This is a genomic window from Flavobacterium frigidum, assembly GCF_048286735.1.
Taxonomy (GTDB): Bacteria; Bacteroidota; Bacteroidia; order Flavobacteriales; family Flavobacteriaceae; genus Flavobacterium.
The window spans coordinates 185,948-199,119 of record NZ_JBLVPU010000002.1; the positions used below are offsets into that span (position 1 = coordinate 185,948).

Sequence of the window (13,172 nt, forward strand, 5' to 3'; positions counted from 1 at the left end):
TTTGCTCAAAATAACCTAAAAATATCCTGTTGAATGTTATTAAAATATCTTCTAAATCGTTCGTTAAAAAGGAATAATCTAGAGTAACAAGAATATAAATAGGATTTTCGGATTTGATCATTATGAAGTATCTTTGTCAAAACATACAACTACACAATGAATTATTTTTCTTCTAATTTTAAATTGGGAATTCTTGGCGGCGGACAACTGGGCAAAATGCTGTTGTTTGATACTCGCAAATTCGATATCCAAACCTACGTTCTTGACCCAAGTGATGATGCACCCAGCAAAATTGCATGCAACCAGTTCTTTAAAGGTGATTTAATGGATTTTGAAACGGTGTATAATTTTGGAAAAAAAGTGGATGTATTGACGTTCGAAATTGAATTAGTCAATTTGGAAGCTTTGGTAAAACTCGAAGAAGAAGGATTAAAAATATATCCTTCGCCGAAAACTTTAAAGTTGATTCAAAATAAAGGCATCCAAAAGGATTTTTACACAGAGCACGCTATTCCAACAGCCAAATACAAACGATTTGAAAATTTAAAGAGTTTGATTGTAGACATTCTTGATTCAAAAACAAAGCTTCCTTTTGTTTGGAAATGCACTGAATTTGGATACGATGGTAATGGCGTAAAAGTGATAAGAGAACTTTCGGATTTAGATAATCTTGCTAATGTAGAATGTATCGCTGAGGAAATGGTTCCTTTCAAAAATGAACTTGCCGTTATCGTTTGTCGCAATTCATCTGGAGAAATTAAAACCTATCCTGTGGTCGAAATGGAATTTCACCCCGAAGCCAATCAAGTCGAATATGTGATTTGTCCAGCTCGAATTGATGCTAAAGTCGCTGAAAAAGCTAGAGCAATTGCTTTACATGTGTCGGAAAAATTTAATCATGTCGGACTTTTAGCCGTTGAAATGTTTCAAACTGAAGATGATGAAATTTTAGTAAATGAAGTCGCTCCTCGCCCACACAATTCAGGTCATTATTCTATTGAGGCAAGTTACACTTCTCAATTCGAAAATCACGTGCGTGCCATTCTAGATTTGCCTTTAGGAAAAACGGATAGTAAGGTAGCTGGAATCATGGTCAACCTCGTTGGTGAAGAAGGCTTTTCAGGCCAAGTAGTTTATGAAAACATCGAAAAAATAATGGGAATTGATGGCGTTACACCTCACATTTACGGAAAAAGAGAAACAAGACCTTTTAGAAAGATGGGTCATGTTACTATTGTGAATGAAGATATGGTTGAAGCAAGAAAAATTGCGGAGGAGGTTAAGAATAGTATTAGAGTGATTAGTACAACTACTTTATAATCAAAAGATTTAATGATTGAAAGATTTTGTCTAAACGAATTTTTCAATCTTTAAATTTTTCAATCTTTAAATAAAACAAAATGAGTAAAGTTGCCATCATAATGGGAAGTATTTCGGATATGCCGGTAATGCAAGAAGCCATCGACATATTAAAAGGATTTGACATCGAAACCGAAGTAGATATTGTTTCGGCACACAGAACACCTGAAAAATTATTTGATTTTAGTAAAAATGCCCACAAGCGTGGTATCTCAGTAATAATTGCTGGTGCTGGTGGCGCGGCGCATTTACCAGGAATGGTTGCTTCTATGTCGCCACTTCCTGTTATTGGAGTTCCTGTAAAATCTAGCAATTCTATCGATGGTTGGGATTCGGTTTTGTCAATACTTCAAATGCCTGGTGGTGTACCTGTAGCAACAGTTGCGCTTAACGGAGCCAAAAATGCTGGAATTCTTGCCGCGCAAATCATTGGAAGTCATGATCAATGTGTGTTAGACAAAATCATTTTTTATAAAGAAGGATTAAAACAAGCCGTTGACAAAGCAGCATCTGAATTGAAAAAATAATTATCTTTATAAAAAGAAAACTATGAATATTCAAACTTCAAAAATTGAGTTAGCCAAAGTTATTTTGGATATTGAAAATCCAAAATTGATTGAAGAAATTATTCATTTGATTCAATCTAAATCTACTTTAACCGAAAAACAAAAGATAGCCATCGATGAAGCCATTTTTTCCATAGAAAACAACGAAGGGATTGCTCATGACTTGGTCATGGAGGAAACAAGAAATCGCTATTCGAAATATTTCAAATAGTGATTATTATTTGGTCTCCTCAAGCAAAAAAAGACTATTGGCAAAACATTGAATATCTAGAAGCTGAATGGTCATTTCAAGTTGTTGTAAATTTTATTAACAAAGTAGACGATACAATTGCTCTATTACATAAGAAGAACATTGAATTTATTTCTACAAATTACAAAAACGTAAACAAAGTTGTCATTACGAAACAAATAACGCTTTATTACAAAATAAATTCTAACACAATCGAATTACTCCGATTTTGGAATACGTACCAAGATTTAGAAAATTTAAAACTTTAAAACATAAGGATAAGTCCCGTCTTGTCCCTTCAAAACTCAAAATGAAAACACTTACCTCAACATTCAATACCAAACACAATACAGCACCATTTTCGGCAATAAAACTAGAAGATTACAAACCTGCTTTTATCGAAAACATCGCTGCTGCAAAAGATGAAATTGATGCCATCATTACAAATTCTGATGTTCCAACATTTGAAAACACGATTGTGGCTTTAGATTTTGCTGGTGAACAATTGGATAGATTATCTTCGATTTTCTTCAATTTGAATTCAGCTGAAACTAACGACGAAATGCAAAAAATCGCTCAAGAGGTTTCTCCGTTATTGACTGAATTTAGTAATGATATTGCCTTAAACGAAGATTTATTCAAAAGAGTTAAAGCCGTTTATGATCAAAAAGATTCGTTACCATTAACTACGGAACAAGCTACTTTATTAGACAAAAAATTCAAAGGATTTTCTAGAAATGGAGCCTTATTGAATGATGATGACAAGTTAAAATTACGCGAAATTGACACCGAATTAGCCAAAATCAAATTGACGTATGGCGAAAATGTTTTGGCTGAAACCAACAATTATCAACTTCATATTACTAACGAAGCCGATTTAAAAGGCTTACCGGATGGCGCCAAAGAAATGGCCGCAAGTTTGGCAAAATCAATAGAACTCGAAGGATGGGTTTTCACTCTTGATTTTCCGAGTTACTTGCCTTTTGTAACGTATGTAGACAATCGTGAATTACGAAAAGAAATTGCCATTGCTGCCGGAAAAAAATCATTTCAAGACAACGAATTCGATAATAAAGAAAACGTAAAGCGAATTGTAGCATTGCGTCATAAACGTGCTAATTTATTGGGTTACAAATCGCATTCTGACTTTATTTTGGAAGAACGAATGGCTCAAAATCCTGAAAAAGTGCTGTCTTTTTTAAATGATTTATTAGAAAAAGCGAAACCAGCTGCTCAAAAAGAATTTCTTCAATTAACCGCTTTTGCAAAAGAACTAGACGGAATTGAGCAATTAGAAAAATGGGACGGTGCTTATTATTCTGAGAAATTGAAACAAAAATTATTCAACTTTGATGATGAGATTTTAAAACCTTATTTCAAGTTAGAAAACGTGTTGAATGGAGCTTTTACTATTGCCGAAAAACTGTTCGGAATTACTTTCAAAGAAGTTTTTCATATTGACAAATACCACGAAGATGTGCAAACTTTTGAAGTTTTGGATTTCGAAGGACAATTGGTAGCTGTTTTCTATGCTGATTTTTTTCCAAGAAAAGGAAAACGTAATGGCGCTTGGATGACATCCTATAAATCACAAGCTGTGAAAAATGGAATCAATGAAAGACCACATGTTTCGATTGTTTGTAATTTCACACCGCCAACAGAGACTAAACCATCTTTATTAACTTTCAATGAAGTAACGACCTTATTCCACGAATTTGGCCATGCGCTACACGGCATGTTAGCTAATACGACTTATCCAAGTTTGTCTGGAACTTCAGTTTATTGGGATTTTGTGGAATTGCCAAGCCAAGTAATGGAAAACTGGTGTTACGAGCCGGAAGCATTGGCATTATTTGCAAAACACTATGAAACGGGAGAAGTTATCCCTCAGGAATACGTAGAAAAAATAAAAGAAAGTGCAAGTTTCCTAGAAGGGATGGCGACTTTAAGACAGATCAGTTTTGGACTATTAGACATGACCTATCACGGAAAATCGCAAGCAATTGCAGATGTAAAAGCTTTTGAAAAACAAGCCATGGCAGGCACAAGTTTGTATCCTGATGTTGCTGAGAATTGCATGAGTACATCGTTTTCGCACATTTTTCAAGGCGGATATTCTTCTGGATATTACAGTTACAAATGGGCCGAAGTTCTCGATGCCGATGCGTTTGCTTATTTCCAAGAAAAAGGAATTTTCAATAAAGAAGTCGCAACAAAATTCAAAGACAACGTCCTTTCAAAAGGAGGAACAGAATTGCCAATGGAATTGTATAAAAAGTTTCGTGGTCAAGAACCAAAAGCGGATGCGTTATTGAAACGTGCTGGGTTGATATAGATCAATTTTAAAATACATAGTAAGTTATAAAAGCAAGTCGAGGTAGCAATATCTCGACTTTTTTAATGGGATTTGCGTTAGGGATTGCAGTGAAAAGCCCACAGCAAGGAGGAACGACGCAGCGAGGACTTGCAACGGAAAGCCCGACCTGAAAGGGAACGCCCAAAAAAAAATAAACTTTCATTTTTTACTGAAAGTTCAAAAACATTATTTATCTTTACACAATGACAATAAGCATTCATGCGATTTGCATTTGACCGTTTGAAAAACAATAAAATTGACAAATGAAATTCAAAGAAGCAAAAAATAAATTCGTTCAAACTTGGGGTGCATTAGGCAGTCAATGGGGAATTAACAAAACCATGGCTCAAATTCATGCGCTTTTGATGGTTTCTCACGAAGCGGTTTCGATGGAAGACATTATGGAGGAATTGCAAATTTCGCGCGGCAATGCATCCATGAATTTGCGAGCCTTGATGGATTGGGGAATTGTTTACAAAGAATACAAAGCTGGTGAACGACGGGAATTTTTTACAGCTGAAAAAGACTTAGACGAATTAGCCGTAAAAATCGCTAGAGAACGAAGTAAACGCGAAATAAAACCTGCATTAAAGGTTTTAAAAGAAGTTTCCTCCATAACATCTGACAATACTCCCGAAGAAAAACATTTTGTAGATCAAACTACTAAATTGTATGATTTTGTACTTAAAGCTGATAATGTTTTGGACAAAATGACGGAATACAAAGACAATTGGTTGGCAAAATTGATTGTTAAAATAATGAAATAGTTTTTTAACCATTTTAAAATATTACTCTAAAAAACTATTCAATGAGACCGATAAAAAACAATAACAAATAACGAATTACATAGCACTAAAAAAATTTAATTATAACTTTCATTTTTTTCTGAAAGTTTAAAAATAAAACATAAAATTATGAGCTTCTTAACCGCAGAATGGAATGATTTAGCAATGTTCAATTACGAAATCAATCCAAAAATTTTAGAAAATTATGTCCCAAAAGGAACTGAACTCGATTTATGGAACGGCAAATGCTACATTAGTTTAATCGGATTCATGTTTGAAAACGTGAGAGTACTAGGAATTAAAGTTCCGTTTCATGTCAATTTTGAGGAAGTCAATTTACGCTTTTATGTAAAAAGATTCGAAAATGGAATGTGGAAACGCGGCGTAGTTTTTATTAAAGAAATTGTTCCGAAGCATGCTATTACAATTGTGGCCAATACTTTATACAACGAGCATTACCAAACCTTGAAAATGCGTCATTCTAGAACACAAAACGAAACTTCAAAAACTTTTCAATACGAATGGTTCAAGGATGCAAAGTGGAATTCGATTTCCATGACAACAAAGAAAAATGCAATTCCGATAGAAGAAAAATCAGAAGCCGAATTTATTACTGAACATTATTTTGGGTACACCAATTACAATGCTCAAAAATCTATAGAATATGCCGTTTCTCATCCAAGATGGGAACAACTGCAAGTAATTGAATCGAAAATTGACGTTGATTTTGAGAGTATTTACGGCAAGGATTTTAAGTTTTTACAAGACCTTAAACCTACCTCTGAATTTCTTGCTATTGGTTCAAAAATAACAATTGAAGGTAAAAAAACGATAAAATAAAAATTATGAACTTAACAATCCCAAACTGGCTGATTATTCTAAGTGGAATTGGTCAAATTTTCACAGCTCTAATTTATCCTTACATCCGTCATCAAGTTTTTGATTGGTATAATGATGTGAAGCAATTGAAACCCCTAAATCAAGAAATTGCAAAAACGTACGGAAGATATATTCAAGGTTTGAATTTTTCTTTCGGATTAATTGCAATTCTATTTACAAATGAATTAAAAGAACAGTCCGCTCTTGCGGTAGCTTTAACAGGATTAATTGCAGCGTATTGGGTTGGAAAAGTAGCTACTCAAATTGCCTATTATCCCATGTATGACATTCCGAAAAGAACTTTATTTAAAGTTGGAAGTTATTTTATGAACACACTTTTTGTACTTTTTGCAGTAGTAAATACAATACTTTTTATTCATAATTTGATAGGATATTATAAAATCTTCTAATCATTTGGGCGTTACCCTACGCAAAAGCTTCGTGTCAGGCTTTACGTTCCCGCTTTTTTTTATTGGCAAAAAAGCCAATCAAAAAAGAGCTTCACTGCAATCCTTAACGCAAAACACCTTTATAAATGACAACCATACAACTAACAACCAAAATAAAAGCCCCAATAGAAATCATTTTTGATCTATCAAGAAACATAGATGTTCATCAACAGTCCACTGCAAAATCAAATGAAACTGCTATTGATGGAATAACTTCGGGTTTGATAAATTTAAACGAAACCGTTACATGGCGTGGCAAGCATTTTGGTGTTTACTTAACACACAAAAGTATAATATCAGCAATGGTTATCCCAACGTACTTTGTAGATGAAATGCTCGAAGGCAAGTTTAAATCTTTTAAACACCAGCATACTTTTATTCAAAAAAATGGATTTGTGATCATGGAAGATAAAATTCAATACGAAACACCCTATGGTATTTTTGGGAAACTATTTGACCATTTTCTACTCAAAAAACACTTAACTAATTTCATTCTTGATAGGAATTTGTTTATAAAAGCATTAGCTGAAAACCATCAAAAATAACCACCAAAAGATAGGAATACTTTCTACCCAAAAAGAGGCGTAATAGCGGGAACGATTCTCATTTGCATAAACCAAAAATAGGACTGTCGTGATTGCCAATCCTATTTTTAAAGCTAAAAATTCTATTCTAAAATCATTGGATAAAAATTCTAATAGTACAAATAAAACCATCAGAACCACTCCTACTATCTTTGTCTGTGGAACTCCAATTTGCTGCGGAACAGTTTTTAAATGTGGGTCATCCAATTTTAAATCAACTATTTCAAAAATTAAAATCAATACAAAAATCAGTATATAACGTTGTATTGCAACTAAAAAAACAAAACTTGTCACTCCTATATTACTGTTAACGATGGGTAAAAAAAGCGTCACACCTACCCAACATAAAGCCACTATATAAATTTTTATACCAGCCCAGTTTCTAGCATTTTTTTTATTCGGAAAAAAAGGCAACGTATACAGCAAAACGATGATTAGAAAAACAAGACCAATAATTTGTGCGACTCTTTCTAAATGAAAAAAATAGTAGCTCGTGGCGATCAATGATAGAAAACTGAGTAAAGCAATCCATTGGAGCTGACCACAAAACTTGATTTTTTTAGTCCTAAGCAAAGCATCGTATTTTACAAAATTGTACCCTACGATTGTTCCAAAAAAAGCAAAATTCGCAACTACTTCATTATAAGAAATGTGGAACATGTATTGGGTCATTCGCACTAAAGCATAACATGACAAACCCACGTGAATACTGCTATTAATGTAAAAATCAAAAATTTGTTTTAAAACCCTCATTAGACAAAATTAATCAAAGTGTTAATAAGAACGCCTTTTAGTTGAAAAATTCACAGAAAATCAAGTTAAAAAAGACAATTTATAGCATATTAATATTTAATTTTACAGCCTTTAAAAATAAGAAACACACAACCCATTTTATATACAATGAAAACAGACGCATTTGCATTAAGACACATTGGCCCAAGAGAAGATGATGTAGCACACATGTTAAAGACAATTGGCGCAGCTACGCTGGATCAATTAATTGACGAAACGATTCCAAGTGATATTCGATTAAAATCTGATTTGGATTTGGAACCAGCTATGACTGAGTATGAATTTGCAAATCACATTCAAAAACTGGGGAATAAAAATAAAGTTTTCCAATCTTACATTGGTTTAGGATACAATGCAGCGATTATTCCAGCAGTAATTCAAAGAAATATTTTTGAAAACCCGGGATGGTACACCGCCTATACACCGTACCAAGCCGAAATTGCTCAAGGCCGCTTAGAAGCAATATTAAATTTCCAAACGATGGTTATTGAATTGACCGGAATGGAAATTGCAAATGCCTCCTTACTGGATGAAAGTACCGCTGCTGCTGAAGCAATGGCATTACTTTTTGATGTAAGAACTCGCGATCAAAAGAAAAACAACACCAATAAATTCTTCGTTTCCGAAGAAATATTGCCACAAACTTTATCTGTTTTGCAAACACGTTCCACACCAATTGGAGTTGAACTAGTAGTTGGAAATCATGAATCATTTGATTTTTCATCAGAATATTTTGGAGCGATACTTCAATATCCTGGGAAATTTGGACAAGTTCATGACTACGCAGCATTTATAGCTAAAGCTGCTGAAAACGAAATCAAAGTAGCAGTTGCTGCTGATATTTTGAGTTTGGTAAAACTAACTCCTCCAGGAGAAATGGGTGCAGCAGTTGTTCTTGGAACTACACAACGTTTTGGTATTCCTCTCGGATATGGTGGTCCACACGCCGCTTTTTTCGCCACTAAAGAAGAGTATAAAAGAAGTATGCCGGGAAGAATCATTGGTGTTACTGTAGACACAGATGGAAACCGCGCCTTGCGTATGGCGTTGCAAACTCGTGAGCAACACATAAAACGTGATAAAGCAACTTCAAATATCTGTACCGCTCAGGTATTATTGTCTGTTATGGCAGGAATGTATTCTGTATATCATGGTCCTAAAGGCTTACAATATATCGCTAATAAAGTGCATGCCTCTACAGCAACATTAGCAAATGCGTTGACACAATTGGGTTACGAACAAACCAATACAGCTTACTTTGACACGATAGTAATAAAAGCAGATTCCAAAAAAGTAAAGGTAATCGCAGAAGAAAATGAAATTAATTTTTACTACATCGATGAAAACACTGTTTCAATTTCCATAAATGAAACTACAAGTATTACCGACCTAAACAAGATACTTACTGTTTTTGCTGATGCAAAAGGGACTAAGGCAACAGCTATTGAAAGTTTATCTACAACGAATCATTTTCCAGAAAATATACTTCGAACATCAACGTTCTTGCAACACGATGTTTTCAATAAATACCATTCGGAAACCGCATTAATGCGTTACATCAAAATGCTAGAGAGAAAAGATCTAGCATTGAATCACTCTATGATTTCTCTAGGTTCTTGTACTATGAAATTGAATGCTGCTTCAGAGATGTTACCACTAAGCACCGCTCAATGGAACAACATTCACCCATTTGCACCTTTAGATCAAGCTCAAGGGTACCAAGAAATGTTGACTAAATTAGAACAACAATTAAATATAATTACTGGTTTTGCTGGAACTACTTTGCAACCAAATTCAGGTGCGCAAGGAGAATATGCTGGATTAATGGTAATTCGAGCATACCACCTTTCACGCGGAGATCACCACCGAAACATCGCCTTAATTCCATCGTCTGCACACGGAACAAATCCTGCGTCAGCTGCTATGGCTGGAATGAAAGTAGTAGTTACAAAAACATTAGAAAACGGTAATATCGATATTGACGATTTACGTGAAAAAGCACTTTTACACAAAGACAATCTTTCTTGCTTGATGGTAACCTATCCGTCTACTCACGGTGTTTTTGAAAGTGCTATCAAAGAAATCACACAATTAATTCACGATAACGGTGGACAGGTTTATATGGATGGTGCCAATATGAATGCCCAAGTTGGATTGACAAATCCTGCTACAATTGGCGCTGATGTTTGCCATCTAAACTTGCATAAAACATTTGCTATTCCGCACGGAGGTGGTGGACCAGGTGTAGGCCCTATTTGTGTAGCACCACAGTTGGTTCCATTTTTACCCACAAATCCATTAATCCCAACTGGCGGCAATCAAGCCATTACAGCGATTTCTGCAGCACCTTGGGGTTCTGCACTAGTTTGCTTGATTTCATACGGTTACATCTGTATGCTTGGCGCCGAAGGTTTGAAACAATCAACTGAATATGCCATTCTGAATGCCAACTATATCAAAGAGAAATTAAACGGTCACTACGATACGTTATATTCTGGAGAAATGGGTCGCGCAGCACACGAAATGATTTTAGAGTGTCGTCCGTTTAAAGAAAAAGGAATTGAAGTAACTGATATTGCAAAACGATTAATGGATTACGGTTTCCATGCTCCAACGGTTTCTTTCCCGGTTGCAGGAACCTTAATGATCGAACCTACTGAAAGTGAAAACTTAGAAGAATTGGATCGTTTTTGTGACGCCATGATTGCAATCCGAAAAGAAATTGAATCCGCAACTATCGAAAATCCAAATAACGTATTAAAAAATGCGCCGCATACTTTAATGATGGTTACCGCTAATGACTGGGTTTTTCCATACACCCGCGAAAAAGCAGCATTCCCACTAGAATATGTCTCTGAAAATAAATTTTGGCCTACCGTTCGTAGAGCAGATGAAGCATATGGTGACAGAAACTTAGTTTGTTCCTGTGCGCCAATTGAGGCCTATATGGAAAGTTAGTTTTGATCCCAATTATAAGACAAAAATGCCTCGAAAAATTTCGAGGCATTTTTTTATATAAAAATTTAGACCTATTATAAAATCTGTAAAGCTCCTCAAAATACTTATTTTAGTTATTGATCGTTAAAGAAAATAAATATCACAGCAATAGTAGAAAAACATAATAAAATTATCAATAATATTGCCAATAAATTAATATTTCATAATTATATGCACGCATAGTAAATTTTGTGAGTGTTATAATTTAATATTGATTAAATTAGCCTCAAATTTGGAAAATTAACGCAATGAAAATAAAAATAGCTGGAATAGGAAGCTATATTCCTAAGAAAAAAGTAAGCAATACTGACTTTGGCGAACATGTTTTTTTAAATGAAGATGGAACAGCTTTTGGCTATCCTAACGAAGTCGTAATTAAAAAATTTAAAAGCATTACTGGAATCGAACACAGACGCTATGCTGAAGACCATTTAATGTCATCAGACTTGGCGTTTTTTGCAGCTGAAAAAGCAATAGAAAATGCAGCAATCGATCCAGAAACTATTGACTACATCATCTTTGCCCATAATTTTGGCGATGTAAAATACGGTACTACTCAATCGGATATGATTCCGAGTTTAGCTACACGCGTCAAAAATAAATTACAAATTAAAAACCCAAAATGTGTCGCATACGATATTCTTTTTGGTTGTCCGGGTTGGATTGAAGGTGTACTTCAAGCCAATGCTTTCATCAAATCAGGAATGGCAAAACGATGCTTGGTAATTGGGTCCGAAACACTTTCTAGAGTAGTCGATGCACATGATAGAGATTCCATGATCTACTCCGATGGTGCCGGTGCTTCCATCATCGAAGCTTCAGAGGATGAAACTGGAATGTTATCCTATGAAAGTGCAACTTACGCTATCGACGAAGCACACTATTTGTTTTTTGGAAAATCCTATAATTCAGATTTAGATCCAGACACCCGTTACATCAAAATGTACGGCCGAAAAATATATGAGTTTGCCTTGAGCCAAGTTCCTGCAGCTATGAAAAGTTGCTTAGATGCCAGCGGAATTGGTATTGACGACGTGAAAAAAATCCTGATCCACCAAGCAAATGAAAAAATGGATGAGGCAATCATACACCGTTTTTACAAATTATACAACAGATCAGTTCCTAAAGACATTATGCCCATGAGCATCCACGAACTAGGAAATAGCAGTGTAGCAACGGTTCCTACCCTTTTTGACTTGCTAATTCGGGGCGAAATAGAAAATCAGTCCATCAAAAAAGGAGATATTTTGCTCTTTGCTTCCGTTGGCGCCGGAATGAACATCAACGCATTCGTTTACAGATATTAATAAGCTGCAGCAGGGTATTATCAGGAGCTAATCCGGCTATTCACTGCAATTCCTCACTACAAAACTTGTTTTTTTAAGGCGCAAGAAAGCTTCTTTTAGTCGCTTTTTGCGCCTTAAAAAACTATGTTTTTTACTTCCGGGATTTTCGCTGCTATCCGGGCTAAAAAACTATCTTCAAAAACACATTTATTACTATCTTTGTGGGCGCAAATGGAGGAAAACATCATTGTTGTCTCTATAAAAATAACCCCGAAAGTGAGCAAGAGATTGCTCCATTACTAGCAGTAATTATGTACGAAAAAACATTTCCTAATAAAAGATTCAAACATACTTTAGACTTTTTAAAAAAACACATTCCTACATCTGAAATACTATTTGATTTAGGAGTTCCAAATCCATTTTCAAAAATAATGGAAGATAATGGCTATGTGGTAAAGAATACAAACGGCGAAGATTTAGACAATAATCAAACTGCACTTCAAACAGAAAGCTACACCGTATTTACCGCTTTTGAAATTTTTGAACATTTACTAAATCCTTATACTATTTTAGAAAATGTAAAGTGCGACAAATTACTTATTTCTATTCCGCTGCGTTTGTGGTTCTCTCCAGCTTATCGCAGTAAAACAGATATGTGGGATCGGCATTACCACGAATTTGAAGATTGGCAATTGGATTGGCTATTAGAAAAAACCGGATGGAAAATTACCGCTCGGGAAAAATTTACACATCCTGTAAAAAAAATTGGTTTTAGACCCTTACTACGCTATTTCACACCAAGGTATTATATCGTTTACGCAGAAAGAATTTCATAGAACTTCCTTTTAGCTCTGAAATAACAAAGATAGCTTTACCAAAGTTTTAAACTT

Annotated in this window: 12 protein-coding genes; 11 read left to right on the forward strand and 1 reads right to left on the reverse strand. The window is 34.8% G+C overall.

Features of this window, described 5'->3' with window-relative positions:
- Window positions 1–156: 156 nt before the first annotated feature.
- The 8 genes from ACNQGO_RS02355 to ACNQGO_RS02390 all read left to right on the forward strand — a co-directional run bounded on the left by ACNQGO_RS02355 (window position 157) and on the right by ACNQGO_RS02390 (window position 7,168).
- Window positions 157–1,320, forward strand: coding sequence for a 5-(carboxyamino)imidazole ribonucleotide synthase (locus ACNQGO_RS02355; protein WP_417984032.1), 1,164 nt, complete (start codon window positions 157–159; stop codon window positions 1,318–1,320).
- An 80-nt stretch (window positions 1,321–1,400) separates the two neighbouring features.
- The gene (gene purE / locus ACNQGO_RS02360; RefSeq protein ID WP_417969079.1) at window positions 1,401–1,886 is read left to right on the forward strand and encodes a 5-(carboxyamino)imidazole ribonucleotide mutase; all 486 of its coding nucleotides are present in this window, start codon (window positions 1,401–1,403) and stop codon (window positions 1,884–1,886) included.
- Window positions 1,887–1,908: 22 nt separating this feature from the next.
- A complete protein-coding gene (locus ACNQGO_RS02365) occupies window positions 1,909–2,136 on the forward strand; it encodes a hypothetical protein (RefSeq protein ID WP_417948097.1) in 228 nt (75 codons plus the stop codon).
- Window positions 2,137–2,464: 328 nt separating this feature from the next.
- Window positions 2,465–4,489 carry a M3 family metallopeptidase gene (locus ACNQGO_RS02370; RefSeq protein ID WP_417984033.1) on the forward strand — a complete coding sequence of 675 codons (2,025 nt, stop codon included), beginning with the start codon at window positions 2,465–2,467 and terminating at the stop codon, window positions 4,487–4,489.
- 284 nt (window positions 4,490–4,773) lie between these two features.
- Window positions 4,774–5,277: a GbsR/MarR family transcriptional regulator gene (locus ACNQGO_RS02375; RefSeq protein ID WP_417947786.1), complete on the forward strand. Its 504-nt coding sequence runs from the start codon at window positions 4,774–4,776 to the stop codon at window positions 5,275–5,277.
- Window positions 5,278–5,424: 147 nt separating this feature from the next.
- Window positions 5,425–6,135 carry a YqjF family protein gene (locus tag ACNQGO_RS02380; protein ID WP_417947785.1) on the forward strand — a complete coding sequence of 237 codons (711 nt, stop codon included), beginning with the start codon at window positions 5,425–5,427 and terminating at the stop codon, window positions 6,133–6,135.
- Window positions 6,136–6,140: 5 nt separating this feature from the next.
- Window positions 6,141–6,584 (forward strand): hypothetical protein, encoded by a 444-nt coding sequence (locus tag ACNQGO_RS02385; protein WP_417947784.1) that lies wholly within the window; start codon window positions 6,141–6,143, stop codon window positions 6,582–6,584.
- A gap of 125 nt (window positions 6,585–6,709) precedes the next feature.
- The gene (locus ACNQGO_RS02390) at window positions 6,710–7,168 is read left to right on the forward strand and encodes an SRPBCC family protein (protein ID WP_417984034.1); all 459 of its coding nucleotides are present in this window, start codon (window positions 6,710–6,712) and stop codon (window positions 7,166–7,168) included.
- Here ACNQGO_RS02390 and ACNQGO_RS02395 read toward each other — a convergent pair.
- The gene (locus tag ACNQGO_RS02395; RefSeq protein ID WP_417984035.1) at window positions 7,145–7,960 is read right to left on the reverse strand and encodes a hypothetical protein; all 816 of its coding nucleotides are present in this window, start codon (window positions 7,958–7,960) and stop codon (window positions 7,145–7,147) included. The genes ACNQGO_RS02390 and ACNQGO_RS02395 overlap by 24 nt on opposite strands.
- 147 nt (window positions 7,961–8,107) lie before the next feature.
- On the opposite strand from ACNQGO_RS02395, the gene gcvP reads away from it, so the two are divergent.
- The 3 genes from gcvP (at window position 8,108) to ACNQGO_RS02410 (ending at window position 13,118) form a co-directional block, all read left to right on the forward strand.
- Complete coding sequence (gene gcvP, locus ACNQGO_RS02400; protein ID WP_417984036.1) at window positions 8,108–10,957, forward strand: aminomethyl-transferring glycine dehydrogenase; 2,850 nt, start codon at window positions 8,108–8,110, stop codon at window positions 10,955–10,957.
- A 287-nt stretch (window positions 10,958–11,244) separates the two neighbouring features.
- A complete protein-coding gene (locus ACNQGO_RS02405; protein WP_417969072.1) occupies window positions 11,245–12,303 on the forward strand; it encodes a 3-oxoacyl-ACP synthase III family protein in 1,059 nt (352 codons plus the stop codon).
- Between the two features lie 290 nt (window positions 12,304–12,593).
- Window positions 12,594–13,118: a methyltransferase gene (locus ACNQGO_RS02410; RefSeq protein WP_417984067.1), complete on the forward strand. Its 525-nt coding sequence runs from the start codon at window positions 12,594–12,596 to the stop codon at window positions 13,116–13,118.
- Window positions 13,119–13,172: the final 54 nt, after the last annotated feature.

Coding starts and splice junctions, on each gene's coding strand:
- ACNQGO_RS02355 (WP_417984032.1), top strand. CDS start 157: ATGAATTATTTTTCTTCTAATTTTAAATTGGGAATTCTTGGCGGCGGA.
- purE (WP_417969079.1), top strand. CDS start 1,401: ATGAGTAAAGTTGCCATCATAATGGGAAGTATTTCGGATATGCCGGTA.
- ACNQGO_RS02365 (WP_417948097.1), top strand. CDS start 1,909: ATGAATATTCAAACTTCAAAAATTGAGTTAGCCAAAGTTATTTTGGAT.
- ACNQGO_RS02370 (WP_417984033.1), top strand. CDS start 2,465: ATGAAAACACTTACCTCAACATTCAATACCAAACACAATACAGCACCA.
- ACNQGO_RS02375 (WP_417947786.1), top strand. CDS start 4,774: ATGAAATTCAAAGAAGCAAAAAATAAATTCGTTCAAACTTGGGGTGCA.
- ACNQGO_RS02380 (WP_417947785.1), top strand. CDS start 5,425: ATGAGCTTCTTAACCGCAGAATGGAATGATTTAGCAATGTTCAATTAC.
- ACNQGO_RS02385 (WP_417947784.1), top strand. CDS start 6,141: ATGAACTTAACAATCCCAAACTGGCTGATTATTCTAAGTGGAATTGGT.
- ACNQGO_RS02390 (WP_417984034.1), top strand. CDS start 6,710: ATGACAACCATACAACTAACAACCAAAATAAAAGCCCCAATAGAAATC.
- ACNQGO_RS02395 (WP_417984035.1), bottom strand. CDS start 7,960: ATGAGGGTTTTAAAACAAATTTTTGATTTTTACATTAATAGCAGTATT.
- gcvP (WP_417984036.1), top strand. CDS start 8,108: ATGAAAACAGACGCATTTGCATTAAGACACATTGGCCCAAGAGAAGAT.
- ACNQGO_RS02405 (WP_417969072.1), top strand. CDS start 11,245: ATGAAAATAAAAATAGCTGGAATAGGAAGCTATATTCCTAAGAAAAAA.
- ACNQGO_RS02410 (WP_417984067.1), top strand. CDS start 12,594: ATGTACGAAAAAACATTTCCTAATAAAAGATTCAAACATACTTTAGAC.